This window comes from Cytobacillus citreus (genome assembly GCF_018343665.1).
GTDB lineage: Bacteria > Bacillota > Bacilli > Bacillales > Cytobacillaceae > Cytobacillus > Cytobacillus citreus.
Window position 1 is genome coordinate 772522 of record NZ_JAGYPM010000003.1, and the last position, 26998, is coordinate 799519.

Annotated in this window: 25 protein-coding genes; 6 read left to right on the forward strand and 19 right to left on the reverse strand. The window is 36.9% G+C overall.

Translation table 11 applies throughout. From position 1 onward, the window contains the following. From KHA94_RS15390 to KHA94_RS15415, 6 genes are all read right to left on the reverse strand, one after another. Positions 1 to 711: a response regulator transcription factor gene (locus KHA94_RS15390; RefSeq protein ID WP_213102999.1), complete on the reverse strand. Its 711-nt coding sequence runs from the start codon at positions 709 to 711 to the stop codon at positions 1 to 3. Positions 712 to 1443: 732 nt separating this feature from the next. Next, positions 1444 to 1920 (reverse strand): MaoC/PaaZ C-terminal domain-containing protein, encoded by a 477-nt coding sequence (locus tag KHA94_RS15395; protein WP_213103000.1) that lies wholly within the window; start codon positions 1918 to 1920, stop codon positions 1444 to 1446. Positions 1921 to 2107: 187 nt separating this feature from the next. After that, positions 2108 to 3046, reverse strand: a complete 939-nt coding sequence (gene mdh / locus KHA94_RS15400) for a malate dehydrogenase (protein WP_213103001.1) — start codon at positions 3044 to 3046, stop codon at positions 2108 to 2110. A gap of 199 nt (positions 3047 to 3245) precedes the next feature. Then, positions 3246 to 4514: an NADP-dependent isocitrate dehydrogenase gene (icd, locus tag KHA94_RS15405; RefSeq protein WP_213103002.1), complete on the reverse strand. Its 1269-nt coding sequence runs from the start codon at positions 4512 to 4514 to the stop codon at positions 3246 to 3248. Positions 4515 to 4692: 178 nt separating this feature from the next. Then, positions 4693 to 5811 (reverse strand): citrate synthase, encoded by a 1119-nt coding sequence (gene citZ, locus KHA94_RS15410; protein ID WP_213103003.1) that lies wholly within the window; start codon positions 5809 to 5811, stop codon positions 4693 to 4695. A 764-nt stretch (positions 5812 to 6575) separates the two neighbouring features. Further along, complete coding sequence (locus KHA94_RS15415; RefSeq protein ID WP_213103004.1) at positions 6576 to 7037, reverse strand: DUF441 domain-containing protein; 462 nt, start codon at positions 7035 to 7037, stop codon at positions 6576 to 6578. A gap of 290 nt (positions 7038 to 7327) precedes the next feature. Between KHA94_RS15415 and ytvI the strand changes: the two genes are divergently transcribed. Beyond that, entirely contained in the window at positions 7328 to 8443 is a 1116-nt protein-coding gene (gene ytvI, locus KHA94_RS15420) for a sporulation integral membrane protein YtvI (RefSeq protein ID WP_213103005.1), read from the forward strand. Between the two features lie 115 nt (positions 8444 to 8558). On the opposite strand, the gene KHA94_RS15425 is transcribed toward ytvI, so the two are convergent. The 8 genes from KHA94_RS15425 to dnaE form a co-directional block, all read right to left on the reverse strand. Then, entirely contained in the window at positions 8559 to 8945 is a 387-nt protein-coding gene (locus KHA94_RS15425; protein ID WP_213103006.1) for an FxsA family protein, read from the reverse strand. An 11-nt stretch (positions 8946 to 8956) separates the two neighbouring features. Then, positions 8957 to 10717 carry a pyruvate kinase gene (gene pyk / locus KHA94_RS15430; RefSeq protein ID WP_213103007.1) on the reverse strand — a complete coding sequence of 587 codons (1761 nt, stop codon included), beginning with the start codon at positions 10715 to 10717 and terminating at the stop codon, positions 8957 to 8959. A 90-nt stretch (positions 10718 to 10807) separates the two neighbouring features. Continuing rightward, a complete protein-coding gene (gene pfkA / locus KHA94_RS15435) occupies positions 10808 to 11767 on the reverse strand; it encodes a 6-phosphofructokinase (RefSeq protein ID WP_213103008.1) in 960 nt (319 codons plus the stop codon). Positions 11768 to 12296: 529 nt separating this feature from the next. Beyond that, entirely contained in the window at positions 12297 to 13274 is a 978-nt protein-coding gene (accA, locus tag KHA94_RS15440; protein WP_213103009.1) for an acetyl-CoA carboxylase carboxyl transferase subunit alpha, read from the reverse strand. Then, positions 13268 to 14137, reverse strand: coding sequence for an acetyl-CoA carboxylase, carboxyltransferase subunit beta (accD, locus tag KHA94_RS15445; protein WP_213103010.1), 870 nt, complete (start codon positions 14135 to 14137; stop codon positions 13268 to 13270). Before accD ends, accA begins: the two co-directional genes overlap by 7 nt. A 201-nt stretch (positions 14138 to 14338) precedes the next feature. Further along, positions 14339 to 14902, reverse strand: a complete 564-nt coding sequence (locus KHA94_RS15450) for a FadR/GntR family transcriptional regulator (RefSeq protein ID WP_249365552.1) — start codon at positions 14900 to 14902, stop codon at positions 14339 to 14341. Between the two features lie 69 nt (positions 14903 to 14971). Next, entirely contained in the window at positions 14972 to 16210 is a 1239-nt protein-coding gene (ystJ, locus tag KHA94_RS15455) for an NADP-dependent malic enzyme (RefSeq protein WP_213103012.1), read from the reverse strand. 197 nt (positions 16211 to 16407) lie between these two features. After that, positions 16408 to 19770: a DNA polymerase III subunit alpha gene (gene dnaE / locus KHA94_RS15460; protein ID WP_213103013.1), complete on the reverse strand. Its 3363-nt coding sequence runs from the start codon at positions 19768 to 19770 to the stop codon at positions 16408 to 16410. Positions 19771 to 19975: 205 nt separating this feature from the next. On the opposite strand from dnaE, the gene ytrH reads away from it, so the two are divergent. Then, complete coding sequence (gene ytrH / locus KHA94_RS15465; protein ID WP_213103014.1) at positions 19976 to 20314, forward strand: sporulation membrane protein YtrH; 339 nt, start codon at positions 19976 to 19978, stop codon at positions 20312 to 20314. Then, the gene (ytrI, locus tag KHA94_RS15470) at positions 20311 to 20811 is read left to right on the forward strand and encodes a sporulation membrane protein YtrI (protein WP_213103015.1); all 501 of its coding nucleotides are present in this window, start codon (positions 20311 to 20313) and stop codon (positions 20809 to 20811) included. The genes ytrH and ytrI overlap by 4 nt, the downstream gene beginning before the upstream one ends. Positions 20812 to 20849: 38 nt before the next feature. Here the strand turns inward: ytrI and KHA94_RS15475 are convergent, their stop codons facing one another. Then, a complete protein-coding gene (locus KHA94_RS15475) occupies positions 20850 to 21785 on the reverse strand; it encodes a DHH family phosphoesterase (protein ID WP_213103016.1) in 936 nt (311 codons plus the stop codon). Between the two features lie 137 nt (positions 21786 to 21922). On the opposite strand from KHA94_RS15475, the gene KHA94_RS15480 reads away from it, so the two are divergent. Next, positions 21923 to 22219, forward strand: a complete 297-nt coding sequence (locus KHA94_RS15480; protein ID WP_213103017.1) for a YtpI family protein — start codon at positions 21923 to 21925, stop codon at positions 22217 to 22219. Between the two features lie 31 nt (positions 22220 to 22250). Here KHA94_RS15480 and KHA94_RS15485 read toward each other — a convergent pair whose 3' ends face one another. The 3 genes from KHA94_RS15485 to KHA94_RS15495 all read right to left on the reverse strand — a co-directional run bounded on the left by KHA94_RS15485 (position 22251) and on the right by KHA94_RS15495 (position 24712). Further along, a complete protein-coding gene (locus KHA94_RS15485; protein ID WP_213103018.1) occupies positions 22251 to 23567 on the reverse strand; it encodes a CBS domain-containing protein in 1317 nt (438 codons plus the stop codon). A gap of 98 nt (positions 23568 to 23665) precedes the next feature. Then, on the reverse strand, positions 23666 to 23911 hold the full coding sequence (locus tag KHA94_RS15490) for a hypothetical protein (RefSeq protein WP_213103019.1): 246 nt from the start codon (positions 23909 to 23911) through the stop codon (positions 23666 to 23668). A gap of 120 nt (positions 23912 to 24031) precedes the next feature. Beyond that, the gene (locus KHA94_RS15495; RefSeq protein ID WP_213103020.1) at positions 24032 to 24712 is read right to left on the reverse strand and encodes a metal-dependent hydrolase; all 681 of its coding nucleotides are present in this window, start codon (positions 24710 to 24712) and stop codon (positions 24032 to 24034) included. Positions 24713 to 24873: 161 nt separating this feature from the next. Here KHA94_RS15495 and KHA94_RS15500 point away from each other — a divergent pair, with 161 nt between their 5' ends. Further along, positions 24874 to 25971, forward strand: a complete 1098-nt coding sequence (locus tag KHA94_RS15500; protein WP_213103021.1) for a M24 family metallopeptidase — start codon at positions 24874 to 24876, stop codon at positions 25969 to 25971. 229 nt (positions 25972 to 26200) lie between these two features. On the opposite strand, the gene KHA94_RS15505 is transcribed toward KHA94_RS15500, so the two are convergent. After that, positions 26201 to 26377, reverse strand: a complete 177-nt coding sequence (locus KHA94_RS15505; RefSeq protein WP_213103022.1) for a hypothetical protein — start codon at positions 26375 to 26377, stop codon at positions 26201 to 26203. A 110-nt stretch (positions 26378 to 26487) separates the two neighbouring features. On the opposite strand from KHA94_RS15505, the gene KHA94_RS15510 reads away from it, so the two are divergent. Continuing rightward, entirely contained in the window at positions 26488 to 26940 is a 453-nt protein-coding gene (locus tag KHA94_RS15510; RefSeq protein WP_213103023.1) for a universal stress protein, read from the forward strand. The last annotated feature ends 58 nt before the right edge of the window (positions 26941 to 26998 follow it).

Consider the following 26998-nt stretch of genomic DNA (forward strand, 5'->3'; position numbering starts at 1 on the left):
TTATTTAGGCTCCTCTAGCTTATAACCTAATCCACGAATAGTCTTAATATATATTGGCTTTTTAGTATCTTGCTCAATTTTTTCTCTTAGATGGCTAATATGCACATCGACAATTCTTGTATCACCAGCAAAGTCATAGTTCCATACCGCACTTAATAATTGATCTCTCGTCAGTACACGACCCTTATTTTTTGCTAAATAAAGCAGAAGTTCAAACTCCTTTGGTGTTAATTCAATTAATTTCTCTTCAAAATATGCCTCATATTGATCAGGGAAAATTTTAAGACCTGAAATTTGAATATAATCTAATTCCTCTTCGATTTTCTCCATCGTCTCAGTTAGTGCTTGGGTTCTTCTCAAAATCGCTTTAACCCTTGCTATCACTTCTCTTGGACTAAATGGCTTCGTCATATAATCATCTGCACCTAGTTCTAAACCAAGCACTTTATCAAATTCATCATCTTTTGCAGTTAACATTAGTATTGGGGTCATTACCCTATTTTGGCGGAGTTCTTTACAAACCTCAATTCCATCCATCCTTGGCAGCATAAGATCAAGCACAATTAACTCAGGATTTTCTTGGATAGCAAGGTTCTTTCCTTCTTCCCCGTCCATAGCAGTTATCACTTCATAACCAGCCTGCTTTAGATTGTACTCCAATAATGTTAAAATTGATTGTTCATCATCTACAACTAGAATTTTCTTCCCCATTTTTGCCTCCGTTTTTCGGTATTACCCCTAAATTAGCCCAAACCATATTAACTAACCTTAGTTCTATAATTCTGAGCTAACCAAACCCCTTTTATACCATCCTAATAATAATATATACTGGCAACCTAATTGTAACAAGAGCAACATTAGAAGAAGTGCCTTTAGAACTGCCTATTCGCCGCAGCTTTCCTTATCTTGTTGCATTGTTGACACTAGACGTCCTGTACGTCAGGGGGAATGCTTGCTCTAGACAGTAATCTAACTTCAAAGAAGTTATTCTAATAAAACAAATAAAGAGATATGCAATTTTGCATATCTCTTAGTAAGATAATAAGAAAAGCGCAAGCGCCTTGCTCACCCCCGACAAGCATAAGACAGGCCGACGGGAAAGTTGTTCTTTAACTTTCTTGGCGGACTGACTTATGACCTCGAGGGGGTAGGCGCTGGAGCTAGACAATTCTCAAACTCTAGAATAGTTATACTTTCTTAGTTTTTTGTATGCGATCTTAATAGCAGATATTTAATTGAAAACACTCTTTACTTTAATACGTTTATAAAGTGAAACTTCAATCAGTGGGGGTTTTCCTTCATCCCCCACTGATTGTTAGTTGAACCAATCGGGCTTTTACGGGCTGTTGATCCCCCACTTAGAAATTTATTCTTAACTCAACTTCTTGAAGTGGGGGTCTTACAGCCCGTTAATCTGCGATAAACTTAAACTTTCAGATTAGCTTAAAAATTTTCAAGGGCTTCGCCATCCATACCTTGAATGCGATGTGGGGGACATACTAGTAATGATCCACGTATAACCGTTTCTTCTTCTTCATTTGTACCTTGTACTTTAATTTGAACGGTATGACTACTATTGCTAACCTCTGTAACCTCAAACAAAAACTGAACAGTTCCATAATGATATACCGGCTTTAGATATTCGATATCCTGCTTTAGGATATGGCTTCCTGGACCTGGTAAATATTTAGAAACGGCAGAGTTTATTATACCATTTAGCATAATACTAGGAACAATTGGCTTTTTATAAGGAGTTTGTGATGCATAATCATGCTGGATATAAAGTGGGCTCGCATCATTTGTAAGTCCAAGATACAATAATAAATCTTTATCCTCTATTTTCTCAGTTAATGTAAGTTTTTCCCCAACAGAAATTTCTTCGATTCCTCTTCCTAACTTCCTCTTTTTTCCAAGTAACATTTTTGCTGCACCTCCAAAGTTATGTAAACGGTTCCAATGATACTTTTAAAAAATAAACTAAATAAAATCTATTAGAATTATTCAGTTTATTTCATTTATTATATCATTTATATAGTATCCAAAAAAGATAAATAATAAAAAAATTCGGGAGTGCTCATTCCCGAATTTTTTTATTTTGGTATAAATATTACGCTAATACAGCCATAACACTGCGTACAGCTTCAGCAGACTTATCAAGAGCTGCTTTTTCATCTGCAGTAAGTTCAAGTTCGATCACTTTTTCAATACCGTTAGCACCTAGGATGGTTGGTACACCTAAGTAAATTCCTTCGTAACCATACTCGCCTTCTAGATAAGCAATGGAAGGAAGGACACGGCGCTGGTCTTTAAGAATTGCTTCACACATTTCTACTAGAGAAGCTGCTGGTGCATAGTATGCACTACCATTTCCTAGCAGGTTCACAATTTCTCCGCCGCCTTTACGAGTACGTTCAACGATTGCATCAAGACGATCTTTCGGAATTAAAGTTTCAAGCGGAATACCGCCAGCATAAGAATAACGTACTAAAGGAACCATATCATCCCCATGACCACCAAGAACAAATCCAGTAATATCTTTTACTGAAAGATTTAATTCTTGAGCAACAAATGTACGGAAGCGAGCAGTATCAAGAACTCCAGATTGTCCAATTACACGGTTTTTAGGAAAACCAGACTCTTTAAAAATAGTGTAAGTCATTGCATCCACAGGATTTGTTAATACAACAATAAAGCAATTAGGGGAGTGTTTTGCAATCTCTTGTGAAACACTTTTCATGATTTTTTGGTTTGTTTGAACTAAATCATCACGACTCATACCCGGCTTACGTGCAATACCTGCTGTTACAACAACGATATCAGAGTCAGCCGTATCTTCATAACTTGAAGTTCCTGTAATATTTGCATCAAAGCCTTGAACAGGACTTGCTTCAAGCATATCTAAAGCCTTACCTTTTGTAGGATTTTCCATTTGTGGAATATCAACGAGTACGACATCACCAAGCTCTTTTTGTGCTAGTAGGAAAGCAGTTGTTGCTCCTGTAAAACCGCTGCCAATAACAGAAATCTTTTTACGCTTTAATGACATTTCGAGTTCCCCCTTAGAAATATCGTGTAAGGTAAAGATGTAAGGAGAGCTGTGGCGCACAGGATGTGCCAGTGCAGATGTTGCCACATGACATAGAAAGCTCAGTCCGCAATATATCGCACGACCAAAAGCAGAGCTTTTGTGAGGACGCGGCGATCTTAAGCCTGCGCAGCTTTAAGAACAGTCTCCATTAAATATATTACTCCATATTCTTAATTAATTCATCACCAAATTCAGAGCATTTCACTTCAGTTGCACCTTCCAATAAGCGGGCAAAGTCATAAGTAACAACTTTAGAAGCAATCGATTTTTCCATTGATTTCACAATCATGTTAGCAGCTTCGTTCCATCCTAGATGTTCGAGCATTAACACACCTGATAAAATTACAGATGAAGGATTCACTTTATCTAAGCCAGCGTATTTTGGAGCAGTTCCGTGTGTTGCTTCAAAGATTGCATGTCCAGTAACATAGTTGATGTTTGCTCCAGGAGCAATACCAATTCCTCCAACTTGTGCAGCAAGTGCGTCAGAAATATAGTCGCCATTTAGGTTCATTGTTGCTACAACATCGAACTCATTTGGACGAGTAAGAATTTGTTGTAAGAAGATATCAGCGATCGCATCTTTTACGATAATCTTACCAGCAGCTTCTGCATCAGCTTGTGCTTTATTCGCTGCTTCAACGCCTTGCTCATCTTTAATACGGTCATATTGTGCCCAAGTGAATACTTTATCCCCATATTCTCTTTCAGCTAACTCATAACCCCAGTTTTTAAATGCGCCTTCAGTAAATTTCATAATATTGCCCTTGTGTACAAGCGTAAGTGATTTGCGTCCTTCTTTAATAGCATACTCAATTGCTGCACGAACTAAACGGCTTGTACCTTCTTCTGATACAGGCTTAATGCCGATTCCAGAAGTTTCAGGGAAACGAATTTTATTAACACCAAATTCATTTTGAAGGAAAGAGATTAATTTCTTCACTTCATCAGTGCCTTTTGCGTATTCAATTCCTGCATAGATATCTTCAGTGTTTTCACGGAAAATAACCATATCTGTATCTTGTGGACGCTTTACAGGTGATGGTACTCCTTCAAACCAGCGTACTGGACGCAGACACACAAATAGATCTAATTCTTGGCGAAGTGCAACATTCAATGAACGAATACCACCTCCGATTGGAGTTGTTAGTGGACCTTTAATGGCGATTAAATAGTCATTAATTACTTCTAATGTTTCAGAAGGAAGCCATTCACCTGTTTGATTGAACGCCTTTTCTCCGGCTAATACTTCCTTCCAGACAATTTTACGTTCGCCATTATATGCCTTTTCTACAGCAGCATCCAATACTCTAGAAGCAGAAGCCCAAATGTCTGGACCAGTTCCGTCTCCTTCAATAAATGGGACAATTGGATTATTTGGAACGTTTAATTTACCATTACTAACCGTGATTTTTTCACCTTGCATTGTTTTTTCCCTCCATTTTTTAACAGCATGACTTATCCCCTGGAAAAGACCTATTTAGGGGTATCGAAGCTATTTATCAGAATCAAAGGTTAGATGGCGATTGCCCCTAACCTTTATCTGCTCTCTTTATATTACAGCAATTTTTTCAAATAGCGTAAATTACTCTTTTTTTAGATATTTATCCTCTTTGCTCAATCGGTATATACTTTTGCATACCAGGTCCTGTATATTCTGCACGCGGACGGATTAAACGGTTGTTCTCATATTGCTCTAGAATATGAGCAAGCCATCCAGATACACGGCTTACAGCAAAGATTGGCGTGAATAAATCATGATCAATTCCTAAGCTATGATAAACAGATGCAGAATAGAAATCAACATTTGGCGGCAGATTCTTCTCACCAGTTACGATGCTTTCAATTTGTGTACACATTTCAAACCAATGTGGTTCACCAGTCAGCTCTGTTAATTTTTGAGACATTGCTCTTAAATGTTTAGCTCTTGGGTCACCTTTGCGATAAACTCGATGACCAAAGCCCATAATTTTTTCTTTCTTTTCTAGCTTTTCACGAATATAAGTATCTACGTTTTCAAGTGTACCAATTTCAGAAAGCATGTTCATAACTGCTTCATTGGCACCACCGTGTAATGGTCCTTTCAAAGCACCAATTGCAGATGTAACCCCTGAATATACATCTGATAAAGTAGCTACACAAACACGAGCCGTAAATGTTGACGCATTTAATTCATGATCAGCATGTAGAACTAATGCTTTATCCAAAGCTTCAACTGCAATTGCTTCAGGTTCTTTTCCTGATAGCATGTATAAGAAGTTCGCGGCAAAGCACAGGTCCTTTCTTGGAGCAATTGGTTCTAGACCTTTTCTTATCCGTGCGAATGCAGTAACAATTGCTGGCATTTTCGCTTGCAGACGAATTGCTTTTTTATAGTTTGATTCTTTATCCATTAAATCTACTTCTTCATCATATAAGCCTAAAAGAGACACAGCCGTACGAAGTGCAGCCATCGGGTGTACTTTGTTGATAGGATACATCTTAAAATGTTCCAAAACTTCTTTTGGTAATTCAGCATTTTCAGCTAATTGATTTTTTAGTTCCTCTAGTTGAACTTTATTCGGAAGCTGTCTGTGCCAAAGCAAATAAATTACTTCTTCAAAACTTGCATTTTCAGCTAAATCATCAATATCATATCCGACATATGTTAATGTATCATCAATGATTGAGCTGATAGATGATGTTGTAGCCACTACCCCTTCAAGACCGCGTGTTACTGTCATACTGAATCTCTCCTTTACATAATAAAGTGAAACTTTAATCAGTGGGGGTTTTCTTCATCCCCCACTGATTATTAGTTGAACCAATCGGGCTTTTACGGGCAGTTTATCTCCCACCTAACTTCTATGCTTTCGCTGAATTTTGAGGTGGGAGTATTACTGCCCGTTAATGCGGGATAAATATTCCCCATACCCATTTTGTCTGTAAATCATGTTCTTAATCTCATGACTCTATTAGTAAAAAACAATCTGAGATTTATAGGCTAATAATCGCCATAAAAGCCGACTAAAAAGTCCGAACCACAGACCAAATTAATAAAATTAAAAGGCAACCATTTGAAACTCTCCTAATTATAATAAATCAACATTTAGGAGTTGTAAAAAATCGAGCGACTGCTCGGTAACATGACAGAAAGAAAATGCTTACAATTTTCAATATATATAATAGAACTAATTTAGTAAAACTAGCTTTCATTTAGCTCTATGAGAAAGGTTGCACTTTCAAGTCCTATTATAAACAATTATCAGACTTTTGTGAATGGAAAGCGACGAAAAATAAGAATTAATTAATATTTTTTTAAAAATACATAAGTTTATCTTATGGAGAATTATTAATATTTCTTATATACTAGAAAAACTTACCATGCGGCAAGCTCTTTTTTTGCAAATTCTTCGATTTTCTTATGCGTTTTTCAAAGCTGTAATTTAATCAGAACTCAAATTTATCTTTCTACTTTAATAATATCATTCCTATTAGCCAAGAATATTCACTTAAAGAATTCAAATATTTTCATCGCCATGTAAGCAATACCTGCACCAATTAATGGTCCAACCGCAACTCCTTTAAATAATGAAACTGCTAAAATCGTTCCTAATGCCAGAGCAGTTGTAATTTCAGGATCTTTACTTAACAGCGTAACTCCACCTTTGGCTAGTAATGCAACAGCTACTCCAGATATTAACGCAATCCACGCATAGGGGGATTTAAATGAAGCTATTAACTCCTTGAACCCGATATCTCCGCTTGCAATCGGCGCAAGAACTGCAATAGTAATGATCGTTACTCCCCAATTTATTCCTTTAGACTGTAAGAATGAAAAGCCTTTCGAATCAAATCCGATAAGCTTTAGAATCATGAGTACAATAACAGCAATTAATATGGATTGATTTTTAGCAATGGCTCCAATAACTAATAAAAGCAACAAAAAAATGAATGATTGGGAAATCAAATAATTACCATCCTTCCGATATTATCCTAACATAGCATTAGAATTATTAAAAATGTAAAAATTTTTATTCATCGATTAACCCAAAATAATTATAATAAATTTTTTACTAATCTAGAATCTTAATTGAATCCTTTTAGATCTTGATACGTATCTATTAGATGAATATGCTGCATGAAAATGGTAAAATATTTTTCAAAGAACATTCCATTTGAATTGATAGATCTTCTCATTTATAAGCGAAAAGACCAGCAGAAGATTATTTATTTAAGCTACATAAGGGAGGAACCTAATTGAACCCTATATACATTAATCGAACGATACGTTTTTTAATTGTTATTGGTTGCATTGTTTTATTTTTCATGAGCTTTTTCTATTTATCAAAGTTAACCTATCCTTTTATAATAGCATTTGCTATTGCATTTCTAATAAATCCTCTCGTTAATTTCCTACAACATAAGTGTAGGATACCGCGAGGACTTTCAGTAGTAATAAGCCTAGTTTTATTAATTTCTATTTTTGCTGGTCTGATTACTCTCTTAATAGTAGAAATTGTTTCAGGGACAGAATATTTAGCGAAAGTTGTTCCTGATCATCTTGATACATTAATTGATTACACTGAGCAATTCTTTGCTGCACAAATTATTCCATTATATAATAAGATAACAAGCATATTTGTTAATCTAGGTACTGGACAGCAGGATACAATCTTAGCGAATATAGAAAGTGTCGGTAAAGAGATCGGTTCTACTGTTGGAGCATTTATCCAAGACTTTTTTGGGAAAATCCCCAAAATTATTTCTTGGTTTCCAAATGCAGGGAGCGTTCTGATTTTCTCTTTATTAGGGACATTTTTTATTAGTAAGGATTGGTATAGACTATCCACCTTGGGAAGCAAGCTTATTCCTAACCGAGCTAAAAAAAGCGGTATCACTGTGTTTTTAGATTTGAAAAAAGCTCTATTTGGATTTATTAAAGCTCAAGCTACACTCATTTCCCTTACCACAGTCATTATCTTAATAGGTTTGTTAATATTACGCATTGATTATGCCATTACAATCGCATTAATAACGGGAATTATCGATGTTATACCATATTTAGGAACTGGGTTAGTCTTTGTTCCATGGATTATTTATGAAGCAATTACTGGAGATATTGGAATGGCTATTGGATTAGGGGTATTATATACAATCGTTCTTGTTCAGCGTCAGATAATGGAACCAAAAATACTTTCATCCAGTATTGGACTTGATCCGCTTGCAACATTAATTGCCTTATTTATTGGATTTAAGCTAATAGGATTTTTAGGTTTAATTGTCGGACCAGTGACTCTTGTGATTATTACGACTCTTCATAAAGCGAACGTATTCCGAGATATATGGGCATTTATTAAAGGTAGCGAAGCATAAGATTATTTTATGAGGATTTTCATGAATAATAAAAGCCAAGGATTTTAAAGACATATTTTAAACAAATATTACAAGGCCACTCTTTTAGAGCAAAAGAGTGGCCATTTTATTACAATCACCTAATGATTGTAAAGGTATTTTTTTCTATCCATTTTCGAAACTCCTTTAAAATTAGTTTTTTGAAAAAGAGCTTCGTTGGTGGGGCAAGCATAAGCAGTCCGGTAATATCCGTTAAAAATCCAGGTGTGAGCAGCAATATGCCACCGACAAGAATACAAATTCCATCCAAAATAGCATCACCTGGCATATGGCCGTGCTGAAGTTGCTCATTTACTCTTCTTATCGTCTCAAGCCCCTGCTTTTTAGCTAAGTAGGCACCTAATATTCCAGTAAATAGAATTAAAGCTATTGTCGGCCAAACTCCAATAATTTTACCTGATAAGAGTAATACTGCAATCTCGGCAGCAGGAACAGCAATCATGATTATGACAATATAACGCATGCTATCACCTATTAAAGTACACTAGCGTGTCCGTTATATATAACACCACGATTGGAATCTACTGTAATTTCTTGACCATCTTTAAATAATCTTGTTGCATTTTCAACCCCAACTATAACCGGAATGCCAATATTTAATCCCACTACTGCTGCATGGCTAGTCAGCCCACCCTCCTCAGTAATGAGGGCACTGCATTTCTCTATAGCTGGTACCATTTCTCGATCAGATCCAATTGTAACTAATATCGAGCCTTCTGTAACTTTTGAGATTGCTTCTTCTGCATTTCGTGCAATAACAACCTTTCCAAATGCAGATTTACGTCCAATTCCTTGAGCTTTTGCAACGATATCCCCTATTACATGAATTTTCATCAAGTTCGTTGTTCCAGTCTCACCTACGGGGACTCCAGCTGTAATCACAACTAAATCACCAGAGGATACGATTCCACTGTTTAAACTTTCTTCAACAGCTGTGTCTAGCATATCGTCTGTAGTTGTCGCTTTTTTTCCAATACAAGAATAAACTCCCCACACTAATGCAAGGCGTCGTGATACATAATCATTTGATGTAACAGCAACGATTGGAGCCTTTGGACGGTATTTTGAAATCATCCTCGCTGTATGGCCGCTTTCAGTCGGAGTGATAATCGCATCTACACCTAAATTAAGAGCAGTATGTGCAACAGATTGACCAATAGCATCCGTGATATTATGTTCATTATCTTTACTGCGAGAAGATAGAATTTCTTTATGTGCTAACGCCGACTCAGCTCGAGAAGCAATATTATGCATCGTTTGTACAGCTTCAACAGGATAGGATCCCGCAGCGGTTTCACCTGATAACATGATTGCATCTGTACCATCAAAAATAGCATTCGCTACATCACTTGCTTCCGCACGAGTCGGACGAGGATTACGCTGCATGGAATCCAGCATCTGTGTTGCTGTAATAACCGGTTTTCCTTGTGCATTACACTTTTTTATTAATTGCTTTTGTACCAAAGGAACCTCTTCAGCTGGGATTTCTACACCGAGATCTCCTCTTGCTACCATTAAGCCATCTGAAACTTCAAGAATTTCATCGATCTTATCGACCCCTTCCTGATTTTCAATTTTAGGAATAATATGTATATGCGAGGCATTATTCTCTTCTAATAGCTGTCTAATTTCCAGAACATCTGAAGCTCTGCGAACAAAAGATGCAGCAATGAAATCAATTCCTTGTTCAATTCCGAACAGAATATCCTGTGCATCCTTTTCTGTAATACCCGGTAAATTAACAGAGACTCCAGGAACATTTACACCCTTTTTATTTTTTAATGTCCCACCGTTTAAAATTTTGGTAGAAATCTCCTTTGATGCATGATTAATATTGATGACTTCTAGTGCAATCAAGCCGTCATCAAGTAATATTTTTGAACCTATTTCGATATCATCAATTAATTCTGCATATGTAACAGAAAACTTGTCTGCAGTTCCCTCTACTTCTTTCATCGATACGATAATTTCGTTTCCAGCCATTAATTCAATTGCGCCATCTTTCATATTATGTGTACGAATTTCTGGACCTTTCGTATCTAATAGAATCGCTATTGTTTTCCCTGTTTGTTTTGCTGCCTCCCGAATATTATTAATACGTTGCCCGTGTTCTTCAAAATTTCCGTGAGAAAAATTTAATCGTGCAACATTCATTCCAGCTTTAATTAACTGAATTAATTTCTCCACACTTTCACTTGCTGGCCCTATTGTACAAACGATCTTTGTTTTACGCATAATGATTCCTCCTCAATGTGATAGCTGCGGCTCCCAAATTATTGAGATCGGATTGTGCCGTTGCCTCACTTTTCTTAAATAAAGAACAATTTAAATCGAAAGCTCTTTTGATAAATTATAAAGAGTAAGATCGATTGAATGCTTCGTTCCTAGGATTTCACTTAAATAATGGTCAACGACTTGATTATTTTCGATCCCAACAGCGCGTCCTCCTTTACCTTCAAGAAGAAGCTCTACCGCTCTTGCACTAAGTCTGCTTGCTAGAACACGATCGAATGCCGTTGGTGACCCACCTCGCTGCATATGTCCTAAGACGGACACTCTCGTATCAAAGTTTGTCGCCTCTTCAACTTGCTTCGCAAATTCCATCCCTGTCGCTACACCTTCTGCCACAATAATGATACTGTGTCTTTTCCCACGTTCATGCCCCTTTACTAATCTTTGTGCTATTTCATTCATATTATAATTCTCTTCAGGGATTAGAATCGTTTCTGCTCCCCCTGCAAGCCCTGCCCAAAGAGCAATATCTCCAGCATTCCTTCCCATCACCTCAATAATAAATGTTCTTTCATGTGAAGTCGCCGTATCTCGAATTTTATCAATAGCGTCAATTACTGTATTAATTGCTGTATCAAAACCGATTGTATACTGTGTCCCTGCAATATCATTATCAATTGTTCCTGGGACACCTATACAAGGGAATCCAAGCTCAGTTAGTGCTTTAGCTCCTTGATAAGATCCATCTCCCCCAATAACAACTAATCCATCAATTCCATTCTTCTTTAATTGTTCAATCCCTTTTTGTTGGCCATCTTTTGTTTTGAATTCCTCACATCTCGCAGAGAAAAGCACTGTTCCGCCGCGATGAATAATATCTCCAACAGATCCAAGCTCAAGTTTTTTTATATTTCCGCTTATTAAACCTGAATATCCCCCATATATACCATAAACTTCGATATTGTGAAAAATCGCCTTCCTAACAACTGCACGAATAGCGGCGTTCATTCCCGGAGAATCTCCACCACTCGTAAGCACACCAATTCGTTTCATATCTCCCACCTCTTAATTTATATTTTCGAAAGAAGACATCAACCATGCTTTTTCTTCGGATCTTGTCCTTATTGAGCTCATATGTAAATTGTGTGAAGTACTATGTTTAATAAAGTGAAACTTTAATCAGTGGGGGTTTTCTTCATCCCCCACTGATTATTAGTTGAACCAATCACGCTCAAAACGCCACGTCCTGTGGCTTTCGCCTGACTAGGACATCCTGTCCGTCGTCGGGCTTTTACGGGCAGTTTATCTCCCACCTAACTTCTTTGATTTCGCTGAATTTTGAGGTGGGAGTATTACTGCCCGTTAATGCGGGATAAAAATCACAATGAGTACTATGCTGGTATTAATAAAATACATAGTATAAATCTACCAATTATACAGAAATTCTTTCATTATGTTGGTTTATCTCTAAAATACCATGAAGATACAACTATCACAACTTAATCCGTTTGAGCGTGTAATTAATGTGTATAGTAGCGTATCTGGAAGTAAAAAAATAAAAACGTGCTTTAATAGCACGTTCTTATTTTACCCCAATAAATTCCTTTAAAAAAGAATATTCTCCAATTGCTTTGTACTTATCATATCGATGAGCGACTAATTGGCCCTCAGATAATCGTCTAAGCTCTTTTAGAGATGATAGTAGTATATTTTCAATATTTTTTGACTGCTCATCTACATTTTTATGTGCTCCACCCTTAACTTCAGGGATGATTTCATCTACAACACCTAATTCCTTTAGATCAGGAGCCGTAATTCTCATACTTTCCGCAGCCCTTTTAGCTTGAGAGGCATCCTTCCATAGAATGGCCGCAGCACCTTCTGGTGATATTACCGAGTAGGTTGAATTTTCAAGCATATGAATATGATTTCCAACTCCAAGTCCCAGCGCACCACCACTTCCACCTTCTCCAATTACGATGCATATAACAGGTACTTTTAAACCAGCCATTTCAAATAAATTCCTAGCAATCGCTTCACTTTGCCCGCGTTCTTCCGCTGCTTTTCCAGGGTATGCCCCTTTTGTGTCGATAAAGCAGATGATTGGACGTCTAAATTTTTCAGCCTGTTTCATTAATCTTAATGCTTTACGATATCCTTCAGGATGAGGCATTCCAAAATTTCTACGAATATTTTCTTTTGTGTCTTTCCCACGCTGATGGCCTATTACCGTTACAGGAAGCCCTTTAAATTTAGCAATCCCACCAACAATTGCCTCATCATCAGCATAAGTTCGATCTCCATGACATTCAAAGAAATCAGTGAAGAGGAGTGAAATATAATCCAAAGTTGTTGGGCGCCTAGGATGGCGGGCAATTTGTACTCGATCCCACGGTTTCATATTTTCATAAATATCTTTTTCTAATTTTTCTAATCGAGCTTCCAATTTCTCTATTTCAGCTGATAAATCAACATCAGCATTTTTTGTAAATTCTTTTAGCTCTGCTATTTTTTTTCTTAGTTCTGTAACTGGACGTTCAAATTCTAGTTCTCCTACCATTCGAGGTCACCCCCTTGTTGATGTATAGATAAAATCATTGCAATCTTTTCTTTCAATTCAAGTCTAGAGATTACAGCGTCTAATTGTCCATGCTTTAATAGGAATTCAGCAGTCTGAAAATCTTCTGGCAATTCTTCACGAATCGTTTGCTCAATGATTCTTCTTCCAGCAAAGCCAATTAATGCGCCAGGCTCCGCAAAGTTATAATCACCTAAAGATGCGAAGCTTGCTGATACACCACCTGTTGTTGGATGTGTCATGATCGATATAATCAATCCGCCATTGTCACTAAATCTTTTCAAAGCAACACTCGTTTTAGCCATCTGCATGAGACTGAGTACACCCTCCTGCATCCGAGCTCCACCCGATGCTGTAAAAATGATAAACGGAACGGATAACTCATCTGCCTTTTCAATAGCAAGGGTTATTTTCTCACCTACTACGGATCCCATGCTCCCCATTCGAAAGGTAGAATCCATAACGGCCACGACCACTTTTCGCCCTTCTACCGCACCAATTCCAGTCACAACCGCTTCATTTATCCCACTTTTTTTACGGTCTTTTTCAATCTTCTCAATATAATCCGGAAAATTCAGCGGATTTTCCGATATCATACCAGCATTCAATTCTTCAAAACTTTGTTCATCTAGGAAGCTTCCCAGCCTTTCTTTTGAGTTCATTGAATGATGGTATTGGCAGTGAAAACAAACCTTTAAATTTTTGATCAATTCCTTTGTATACATAATCTTTTTGCAGTTCGGACACTTCGTCATAATTCCTTCTGGTACATCCTGCTTGGCTGTTTCCGAAGGGATTGTTGCATATTTCTTCTTTTTTGGTTTTGAAAAAATCTCTTTAAGCAAGGTTATACCTCCCAGTTCTATCTATAACTGTGCATGACTTTAAACAATAAATAAAGAAAAATAGCTAATAATAAGTTACAAAAGAGAAAATACGTGATAGTGGTCAGACCACTATTTAAAAATAAAAGTCATACAGTCAAAGGCTTGTCTATCCTATTTAATATAAAATAAAAAAGCTACAAAATCTGCAAAAAACTGTCGTTAAACATTCGACATTTTTCTTAAGCTTCTATAGGCTTCCCTAAGTTCTACTCTTTGTCTGGATAACAATTTATTTATTACATTCATATACTCAAGCTTTGTCGTTTCTACCTTGTCCATTTTTAATGAATTATAATAGTCTTTTAATATTGTCCAAATTCTAAGAAAAAGATGATTGTCTGCTAGCAAAGCAACCTTCAGGAAAAACTCGTCATCTGTAAAGACTGCAGTATCTGCCCAGCTTTTGAAGCTCAACAATTGATCGTCATTTGATTTATTTTGAGCTAACAGCAAGCAGTCCATTTCAATTAAATTTTTTGTTTCTACTATATCCTTTTTCGCCTTTTCATCTTGCAATATAAAGGTACTTAACAATTGTACAAGCTGGTTTCCTTGAAAATCACGAATAAAGGTTCCTTCTCCCCTTCTCGTTTCAATTAAACCTAGGAGTTCAAGAGCCCTCAATGCTTCACGAACGGAAGAGCGCCCTACAATCAGGCGCTCCGATAGCTCACGTTCAGAAGGCAATTTATCACCAGGCTTCAATCCATCTCTATCAATCATCGTTCTTAATTCTTTTACAATTTCAACATAAATCTTTGAATCTTTTTGATGTTGACTCACGATTAAGGATCACTCACTTTTCCCAATAACTGCGAGTTTTCGTGTTTTTTCTTTAATTTCTTCTGGATCTACTTTGATTCGCGCTACACCTGTTTCCATAGCTGATTTAGCCACTGCTGCGGCAACCTCAGGAGCCACCCTTGGGTCAAAAGGACCTGGAATGACATAATCTGCATTCAGTTCGCTTTCTTTTACAAGACCAGCAATCGCTTCTACAGCTGCAATCTTCATTCTTTCATTAATATGAGTCGCACGAACATCTAATGCACCACGGAAAATCCCAGGGAATGCAAGGACATTGTTTACTTGGTTTGGGAAATCTGATCTTCCTGTTCCAATTACAACTGCTCCAGCAGCCTTTGCTTCCTCGGGCATAATTTCTGGTGTTGGATTTGCCATTGCAAATATAATTGGGTCTTGATTCATCGAACTAACCATTTCTGATGTCAATGCACCTGCTGCAGACACACCAATAAATACATCTGCACCTTTAATCACATCAGCTAAACTTCCTTGCAATCTATCACGATTCGTAAATTTCGCAACATTATTCTTTACTTCATTCATTCCTTGTGGACGACCTTCGAAGATTGCACCCTTTGTGTCACACATAATAATATCCCGAACACCATAAGTATAGAGAAGTTTAATAATGGCAATACCAGCAGCACCAGCACCACTGGCAACTACACGAATTTCATTCATTTTTTTTCCTGTTATTTTTAGTGCATTAACGAGTCCTGCAACCGTTACAATAGCAGTTCCATGCTGATCATCATGGAAGACAGGAATATTTGCTTCTTTCTTTAATCTTTCTTCAATAGCAAAGCAATTTGGAGCAGCAATATCCTCCAGATTAATTCCACCAAATGTCGGTTCTAGTAACTTAACTGTTTCAACTATTTTATCAATATCTGTAGTATTTAAACAAATTGGAAAGGCATCTACCCCTGCAAAGCTTTTAAAAAGAACAGCTTTTCCTTCCATAACAGGTAGAGCAGCTTCTGGTCCAATATTGCCAAGACCAAGTACAGCTGTTCCATCTGAAACCACTGCAACCATATTGCCTTTCATCGTATATTCATATACTGTTTCAGGCTTATCATAAATTTCCTTACAAGGCTCAGCAACACCAGGTGAGTAGGCGAGACTCAAGTCCCTAGCATCCCTCACAGGTACTTTGGACTTTGATTCCAGTTTTCCTTTGTTCACTCTATGCATGTGAAGAGCTTCTTCACGTAAAGTCATCTAGTTTCTCTCCTTTGGATTACTATTATTCGTGAATAATCCCTTAGTTGCTATTTTTAAATAATGGTAACCGGTTAATATGTAAACCTCATAACAATCATCTCCACTACTTATTATAGTGGTCAGACCAGTTCTCTTTTTACAAATATATCATATTTGATCATGTTGTAAAGTATAATCATGAGTAGAAAAATGTCCTATTTCTTTAGAATTACATTATTTTCGCCCAGGGATGCTTTAATTTTTTGGATAAAGTTTTCACTAGGATTTACCATATCCTCTTCACCTAAACGAATGCTCTTTTTTGTGCTTTCATAATATAACACAACTTGAATGTTTCCTTCATTTTCACCAAATAATTTTTTTAAGAAATGAAGAACTTCTGTATTTTCATTTTCTTTTGTAATTTTTAAATACAATACAGGGTCTTTATTTTCTTCCTCTTCTATAGCCGCTTTCACATCTTCACACTTATCAATAATAAATTGACGTTTCCCATCCTTTTCTTCGATCTTACCCTCAATAACAAGAATATTTCCTTGTTTTAAAAGAAATGAAAACTTGCTGAATGTAGTAGGAAACACAACTGCTTCTATTTCCTCTGTTTGGTCACTGACAGATAAAAAGGCCATAGGTATATTTTTTTTCGTTCGGATTTTTTTGATATTTGTCAAATATACAACAGCTTTCGCTTTTTTCGTGTTCGACTGCAAATGATAAAGCGGCTTTGCACCTAATAGAGATAAATACTGTTCATATATGGAAACAGGGTGATCTGAAAGATACAGTCCTAGCACTTCTTTCTCAAACGAAAGCTTATCCTCTGAGCGAATTGGGTCTACTTCTGTATACTTCGGCTTTGGAAAAAAATCACCATCTGCAAAGAAATCAATTTGTTCGTCATCAGACTTCAATAAATTGGCATGATCTATTGCTGCATCAAGGCTTGCAAGAAGTATCGCCCGGTCTTGTCCAAACTCATCAAAGCTTCCTGAATGTATGAATGCCTCCATCACTTTACGATTAATCGCTTTAGAAGATACTCTAATACAAAAATCAAATAAATCGTCGAATTTTTTATTTTTCCTCGAACTAAATATTTCCTTTAACGTAGACACACCAAGACCTTTTATGGCTGATAAACTGTATCTTATCGCATCTTTTTCTACTAAAAATGTATAGCCGCTATTGTTGATAGAGGGAGGATGTATTTTAATATTCATTTGTTTAAGTTCTCGAATATATTGTGAAACCTTGTCCTCATTTCCTATAGCTGAACTTAGAAGGGCAGCCATAAAATGTAATGGATAATGACTCTTTAAATACGCTAACTGATAAGAAATGAAGCTATAGGCGACAGCATGGCTTCGGTTAAAGCCATAGTTTGCAAAGCGAACGATTAAATCATAAATTTCATTCGCTGTTTTTTCGTTATACCCATTGTTCAATGCCCCGTTTACAAAATGACTGCGCTCCTTGTTAAGTACCTCTTTTTGCTTCTTGCTGACTGCTCTCCTTAGTAAATCTGCTTCTCCTAATGTGAATCCTGCCATTTTTGCCGCTATTTGCATGATCTGTTCCTGATAAACAATGACACCGTACGTATTCTCTAGGATTGGAATTAAATCAGGATGTGGATATGTAACCTTTTGCTTCCCATGCTTTCTTTCAATGAATAATGGAATATTATCCATAGGGCCCGGACGATTTAAAGCGTTAACAGCCACTATATCATCAAAGCAGGTAGGTCTAAGTCTCGTTAAAACTCTTTTGACTGCTTGGGCTTCAAGCTGAAAAATACCAGTCGTTTCTCCTCTGCTTAATAACGCAAAGGTTGCTTCATCATCTAGTGGAATCTCTTTAATCTTGATTTCTTTTCCTGTTTTTCTTTTGATCGAAGTTAAAATATTCTCTATCAAGGATAAATTTCTTAATCCAAGGAAGTCCATTTTTAATAAACCGACATCTTCTAAATGCTCCATCGAATACTGAGTTAGATAAACATCGTCGTGGCCATTCTGGATTGGGATGACATTTACTAATGGCTTCTCACTAATTACAACACCTGCAGCATGTGTGGAAGTATGTCTTGGCAAGCCTTCAAGTTTAAGTGCTGTTTCAAATAGCTTACGATTAAAATCTGACTCCTTTACAAACATTCTTAACGCTTCAGATTCCTTATAAGCATCTTTAAGCGTCATACCTAATTTAGATGGAATTCTCCTCGAAAGATTATCCAATTCCTTAGGATTTAACCCGAAAGCTCGTCCTACATCACGTACTGCAGCCTTAGCCGCAAGTGTTCCAAATGTGATGATTTGTGCAACATGTATATCTCCATATTTGTTGGAAACATATTTGATTACTTCATCTCTTCGATGATCCGGAAAGTCGATATCAATATCCGGCATTGAAATACGCTCTGGATTGAGGAAGCGCTCGAATAACAGCTTGTGCTCAATAGGATCGACATCCGTAATATACAAAACATACGCTACCATCGATCCAGCTGCCGATCCCCGACCTGGCCCTGTTAAAATCCCATTCTCTCTTGAAAACCTCATAAAATCCCAAACAATTAAGAAATAAGCACTAAACTTCATTTTTTTAATAATTTGAAGTTCATATGATAATCTTTTTTGATGCTCATCACGAATAGTTGAATATCTTTCTTTAAAGCCCTGCCAACAAATCTCCTCTAACAGCTCGTCAGCAGTTGTACCCTTATCAACTGGGTACTTAGGCAAGTGTTGCTGATTAAGTTCAAGACTAACATTACATTTGTCAGCAATTTTCAATGTGTTTTCCAGAGCCGTTGGATATTCCAAAAACAAATCTACCATTTCAGTTGAAGTCTTTAAGTGGTATTCATCACTATTTAGATGTTCTCTAGCATCATCCTGTATTTTCTCACCATTTTTTATTGCTAGCAGGCAACCTTGCGCAAATGCATCCTCTTTTGATAAATAATAGACTTGATTCGTTACCGCTATTTCTATGTCTGATTCACCTGAAATACGAACTAAATTAGGAAGTATTTTTACTTCTTGATCAATACGATGATTCTGCAGGGAGAGATAAAAATGTTTTTTTTCAAACAATCCTTTATATAATTCCGCCACTTCTTTTGCTTTATCATAATCATCATGTCTCAAATACTGCTCGATTTCCCCTTCCATTCCAGGGCTGATGGCAATTAGACCATTTGAATACGCTTTAAGCCATTTCATCGGAATTCCCTCATGAGATTTCGTCTGAACAACACTTGAAATCTTTATAAGATTTTGAAATCCTATTTTGTTTTTGGCAAGAAGGACGAGCGGATAGGCATTAGAAGGAGTTATTTCACTAAGTACATCAACTGTTAAGCCCATGATCGGCTTGATTGATTGCCTTAAGCATTCCTTATAAAAAGCAATCGCACCGTACATGACATTACGATCGGTTAATGCTAGTGAGGAAAAACCTTTTTGCTTTGCGTCTGCAACCAATTGCTCAATAGGTGCAGTACTAGTTAACAAGGAATACGCACTATATACATGAAGGTGAATAAATGACAATTCGTTCACACCCTTAATTCTTCTACTATTGAATATATTATAGGACGATTATAGAAAAAAGGAAAATATGTTCTATTTTGTGAATGAAAAATGCTTTTCGTAAATGATCATATTTTAAAAGGTTTGTCCATATGATGTAGTAACAGTGTATCTTTTTCAGGGGAGAATTAAAGGGAACATATTTCTGCAGTAAGGATGATAGAAGATGAATGACCAACCATTTTTCGTATCATTAATAGAAAGCTATTTCATTGCATTGGGTGTTGTTATTGGTGGATCCATCATTGGGGCGCTCGCTGCCTTTCTAACAGGAAAGCCTCCTTTAACTGAAGTAATAAGGATATCTAATTTGATTCGGATTTGGGCCATCATTGCTGCAATCGGAGGGACATTTGATACTGTTTACAGCTTCGAGAAGGGATTCTTAGATGGGCAAACTAAGGATTTATTTAAGCAATTTTTACTAATCCTCTCTGCTCTTGGAGGTGCGCAAACTGCCGCTATGCTCATAAATTGGCTCGCTCAGGAGCAGATTTCACCATGAGGATTCCTCCATATTACCGTCGGCCTTCCTGGCAGCGATTTTTAGCTGGAGCAGCAATCGGAGGTATTATAAGCTGGACTGTTTTTTTGTTTATTTTCGGTGAATGGCAGGAGAAATATAGTCACCTGATTAAAATGCAAGCTGAAGAAATATATGATCTTAAAGAAGATAAAAAAATTTGGCAGGAAGAATTTAAAGAGCTTAATAAAAAGAATCGTGAGAAGTTAACCGTTCAAGATATAAAAATAAAGATTAAAAACAGTGAAAAATATAAATTGGACTCCTACAGCGTTTTTGAAATTGAACATCAAATTCAAGAAGACATCAACATGATGAGGGCTAAAGATATTGAAACTGTTGATAAAAGCAGTGATTTAATAGAAAAGATAATCGAGAATAAGGTCTTTAAGGTAAATGATAAACGTTACAGTCTTGAGGTAAAAAAAATGGTCATTTATACAACTTTATCGATTCAATTGGAAATTAAACTAGAATAAAAATAGAAACTATGCCCGGCGTTGCTGCCGGGCAATTTTTATTTTTTACAAGCTTCTTCTAAATCCTTTATGACTAATCCCATATCATCCCAAGAATAGATGGAAGCTCCTGCAGCGAGCGGATGACCGCCGCCTCGATATTTTCTAGCAATTTCATTGATAATTGGGCCTTTAGAACGGAGCCGAACCCTTATCTGATCTTCTTCCTCAATAAAGAAAACCCAAGCTTTAATCCCTTTAATATTTCCTAATGTTCCGACAAGAAGGGATGCTTCAGATGCACTAACTTGAAATTCCTCCAATAATTCCTTCCTTAAAACCATCGCGACGGCACCGTTTTCTTTCGTTTCAAAGTTTTGGAGTACATAGCCATTTAATTTAATAACATTCGGTGATAGCTCATACATTTTGTCAAATAACTCTGGGCGAGAAAAATCATAATGAATAAGCTCTCCTGCATAAGCAAATGTTTTATCTGACGTGCTTGGAAAAAGGAATCTGCCTGTATCCCCAACAATTCCTGCAAATAATAGTCTGGCTGCTTCATTTGACATTTTTAAACCTCTATCTTTTCCAGCTAGATAAAATTCATATATCATTTCGCTGACAGAGCTGGCATCCGTATCAACCCACATTATGTCCCCATAAGGGTCTACATTTGGATGATGGTCAATTTTTATTAACTTATCACCTAGATGATAACGATCATCACAGATCCTTTCAGCATTTGCGGTATCACAAACAATGACCAAAGCCCCTTTATAAGTCTCATTGGGAATTTGGTCAAGTCTTCGAAGATAATGTAATGTTTCTTCCTCCTTCCCAACCGTGTATATATTTTTTTCCGGAAATGATGCTTTAAGGATTTCGGCTAGCCCTCCTTGAGAGCCATAAGCATCTGGATCTGGCCGCACATGTCTATGAATAATGATTGTTTCATATTCTTTTATCACTTCTAAAATATGTTCTTTCATTGTTTGCTCCTTTATCATCGAGAATTTTTTTATTACATAATACATGAATAAAAAAAGTAAATGAACAAGTAATGGCATTTTCTCGAATTAACCGTTAAAATAAAATCAAAGTGCCGAATCATGGAGGTTATTCTATTATGCCAGTGTTAGTTATTTTAATCACGATTTCATTTTCATTTTATCTATACTACAAAGTAAAATATGTACGCTGTAAACGACGTCCTGCAGAAAGAAAATGGATTTCTTCTAAATCCAGCATTGCTCTAGGAGTTTTTGTAGCCCTTTTTGGAATTAATCAGCTATTTTTAAATGGTGACACTATTACTTATATAGTAGCTGGGATTTTCATCCTTTTAGGAAGCTTTTCAATATATGGAGGCATTAAAAGCTATAAATTTTATTTACCGCTTGCAGCTCAAGAAGCTAGAGAATAATATGTTTTAAAGCCGTTCCTAAGGGAACGGCTTATCTTTCAATCAATTGACACATCATCATAGCCTTACCTACTAGGATACCTTCGTTATATACTTCTACATCCACTTTTCCGAATTTTCGGCCAACTTCTAGCACTCGCGGATATATTTCAAGCATGCTTTCAATTTGTACTGGTTTTAGGAAATAGATTGTCATGTTCTCTACTACAAGATCTCCCTTTTTATAATTTCTTAATACTCTATTGGCTGCTTCAGATACGATCGTTGTAAAAACGCCATACGAGATTGTACCAAGATGATTTGTCATTTGTGGTGTCACTTCACAACGATACACATCATCACCTTTTGTTTTCCCTCTAGTTAATACAAGCTGATTTGTCACAATGTCATCAATGGTTTCACCTACTTGAGGCTGCCGTTGAATCATTTGCAATGCTTTTAACACATCTTGTCTACTGATAATCCCTTCTAGTCTATTAGAATCATCAACTACAGGCAGTACTTCAATCCCTTCCCATACCATCATATGGGAGGACGATGCCACACTTGTCTTTTTTCCTACTGTCATTGGATTTTTTGTCATGAGCTTATCAATTGGGGTTTCGTGATCATGACCCATAATATCTTTAGATGTTATCATGCCGCATACCTTTAAATTTTTATCAACAACAGGAAAGCGGCTATGTTTTGTTTCACTATTATATTGAAGCCAATCTGAAACCTTTTCAGTTGTTTTGACATACACCGTATTTTCAAGAGGGGTTAAAATATCCTCAACAAGAATGATTTCCTTTTTGATAAGCTGGTCATAAATCGCACGGTTAATCATCGTAGCTACTGTAAACGTATCATAGCTGCTAGAAATGATAGGCAGCTGCAGTTGATCCGCTAGTTTTTTTACATGATCATCCGTATCAAATCCACCCGTAATAAGAACTGCTGCCCCCGCTTTAAGAGCAAGTTCGTGTGCACGAGTTCGGTTCCCGACTATGAGAAGACTTCCAGCATCTGTATACCGCATCATGGCTTCAAGCTTCATGGCACCGATTACAAATTTATTCAGTGTTTTATGCAAGCCATCTCTCCCACCCAGCACTTGCCCATCGACAATATTTACCACTTCAGCAAAAGTAAGCTTTTCAATATTTTCTTTCTTTTTACGTTCAATTCTAATCGTACCTACTCGTTCAATCGTACTGACGTATCCCTTATTTTCTGCATCCTTAATAGCTCTATAGGCAGTACCTTCGCTTACAGTCATTGCCTTGGCGATTTGTCTTACTGAAATTTTTTCTCCTACAGGCAGTTCATCGATATATTGCAATATTTGTTCATGCTTAGTAGCCAAGACGTTCACCCTTTTTCTATAATTCCTTTATCTTCATTATAAGGTTATAAACGCCTTAATATCAATTCGGTGCATGAATCGTCTTAAATATTCTACATTTACCGATAGAAGGATCTTGCTCTTTTTCTCTCATTAATCGCTTGCGACCTTGTACTTGTCATGGTTTTCTTTGGAGAATAAAGCAGTGCGGTTAAATTCCCAGCTATCACAATAAGTGCAAATACAAGCCAAGATATCGCAAATATCCCTTCCAATCCTTCACTAAATACATCGAGCCTTGGCATTGCAAAATAAAGCAGTGCACCACAGACGAGTAAACATAGTAAATATCTATTTTTTTTCACCAAGATCCCTCCCGCGTTTCTCTTATTTCATTTATATGTATGCGGACAGACAATAGAAAATGATTTCTACCCAATGAATATGAATAAAAGCGCAGCCACTGTGGGAAGCTGCGCTTTGGATTATATTTGTATGAACTCTCCCGCCTCAAGAACATGGCCAACACCAGTATCAAGCATCTCAACAAATTTATGTGGGTCCTGCTTAATGGGTGGGAATGTATTATAATGAATGGGAACGATCCGTTTTGCGCATAACAGCTTAGCAGCATATGCAGCATCTTCTGGTCCCATTGTGAAATTATCACCAATCGGCAAAAACGCAAGATCAATAGGATGGCGATCTCCAATTAATTTCATATCAGAAAATAGGCCTGTATCACCAGCATGGTAGATGGTCTTATCCTCCAAAGTGATAAGAACTCCTGCAGGCATACCTAAATAGATAATTTGTTTGTTCTCATTAACTAATCCTGTTCCGTGAAAAGCAGGAGTTAACTTTACCTTCCCAAAATCAAACTGGTAAGCCCCTCCAATACTCATTCCATGTGTACGGACATCCTGCCAGCTTAAGTATGTGGCTAATTCAAAGTTGGAAATTACAAGTGCATTGTGTTTTTTCGCAAGTTCCACTGTATCCCCAAGATGGTCTCCATGACCATGAGTAACAATAATGACATCAGGCTTCACATCATCAACCTTTACATCCGTTAAAGTATTTCCAGTAATGAATGGATCAATTAGAATGGTCTTTCCTTGGGACTCAATTTTTACAAATGAATGACCATGATAGAATACTTTCATTTCAATTCCCCCTTCAGCTAATCATTATGTAGAATAGTTCAACGAAAGAATAATTTTTCCTTCTTCCTACTCACTTATACCATTTTTCACATTGTTCTAAAAGTTTACATTTGCTCATTTCATTGCTAATCTTTTTATATGAATATATAGGAGGTCCTATCATGAATACTAGATTGAGAAAGTTATCCGAGTGGATGAAGGAAAATGATGTACAATTTTGCTTTGTATCATCGCCTGAAAATGTTTTTTATCTAAGTGGTTTTTTAAGTGATCCTCATGAGCGACTTCTTGGTATAGCTGTTTTTCAAGAGGAAGAACCCTTCCTTGTTTGCCCTGCATTAGATAAGACTGATGCAAAAAATGCAGGCTGGAACAACGAAATTATCAGCTACACAGACATTGAAAACCCGTGGGAATTTATCCATAAAGAGATTGATAAACGATTGAAAAAGATTGAGAGAATTGCTGTTGAAAAAGAGCATATGAATGTTGAAAGATATGAAGTGCTTTCGCAAATGTTTAATGGAGTACAATTTATTTCAGCTGAAGAAAAATTAAGAAAGCTGCGCATGGTAAAGGATGAAAAGGAGCTAAGCATTATTCGCGAGGCTTGTGCATTAGCTGATTTTGCCATTGAAACTGGTTGTGCTGAAATAAAAGAAGGAAAAACAGAGCTTGAAGTTCTAGCTGCTGTCGAACTCGCTTTAAAGAAAAAAGGCGTTCGTGAAATGTCATTCTCTACTATGGTACTTACAGGAGCGAATGGTGCTTCTCCGCACGGTAATCCCGGAATGACAAAAATCAAAAAAGGCGACCTGGTTCTATTTGATTTAGGTGTTATCGTTGATGGGTATTGCTCTGACATTACGAGAACGGTTGCCTATGGAGACATTGATGATAAACAAAAAGAAATTTACGATACCGTTTTAAAGGCCCAGTTGGCTGCTGTTGAAGCATGTAAACCAGGTGTCTCATGTTCTGAAATTGACCTAACTGCTAGAAACATAATTGCAGGAGCTGGATACGGAGAATACTTCCCTCATCGTTTAGGTCATGGACTAGGCATTAGTGTACATGAGTTTCCTTCATTAACCGAAACAAATCCTCTATTGCTTGAAGAGGGTATGGTTTTTACAATTGAGCCTGGGATTTATGTACCTGATGTAGCAGGTGTTCGAATCGAGGATGATTTAGTGGTCACAGCAAACGGGGTTGAAATCTTGACAAAATTCCCGAAAGAGCTGCAAATTATTAAATAAATAGAAAAGCGGAAGCGCCTTGGTCACCCTAAGGCATAGCACAAGACGAGCCTCACGGAAAGGTGTTCTTTACCTTTCTGGGAGGCTTGGCTTGTGACCTCGAGGTCGACAAAAACGCGACGTCCTTGTCGCATTGTCGACACTAGTACGTCCTGTACGTCGGGGGTAGGAGCTGGAGCAAGACATATAGTAAGAAGCTGTCAATTTAGCATGACAGCTTCTTTTTTACTTAAAACTGTTGATTTTCTCCTTCAACAGGAGCATCATTTGAATCGAGATCAAAATTAGCATTTGATTGGTCGATTACGCCGCTATTATAAACATCCATAATTTGATCTGATACCTGGTTCATTCCTTCCTCATTAAGAAATAGATTTGATTGCTTTTTAGGATCACGTTTTTCCATCGCTAGACAGCTCCTTTTTATTATTTTTTCTCACTACTTTATTGTTCGATAATTTGCTACAGATATACACATTTTGGTATTGTATAATTAAGGTAAAGGAGGAGATATCTATGGGAATGAAATATTCAAACATTTTAGTAGCTGTAGATGGTTCAACTGAAGCAGAATGGGCTTTTAAAAAATCAATAGAAGTGGCTAAAAGAAATGATGCACGAATCACAATAGCACATATTATTGACACTCGTACTTTTGCAACTGTGGAAGCTTACGACCGAACAATCGCGGAAAGAGCTGATATGTTCGCAAGAGAATTAATGGAGAAATACAAAAATGAAGCATTGGAAGCAGGCGTTTCTAATGTTGAGTATGTAATCGATTACGGCTCACCTAAAATTAGAATTCCAAAGGACATCGCCAAAAAGCATTCCGTAGACTTGATTATTTGTGGAGCTACAGGAATGAACGCAGTAGAACGATTCCTAATTGGCAGCGTATCTGAAAACATTGTCCGATATGCTCCTTGTGATGTATTGGTTATTCGTACAAATAAAGAAGATGAATAATTTTAAGACACTCAGTTCTTATTAATATTATTGATTTTCAAATAGAAAAAATGATGCA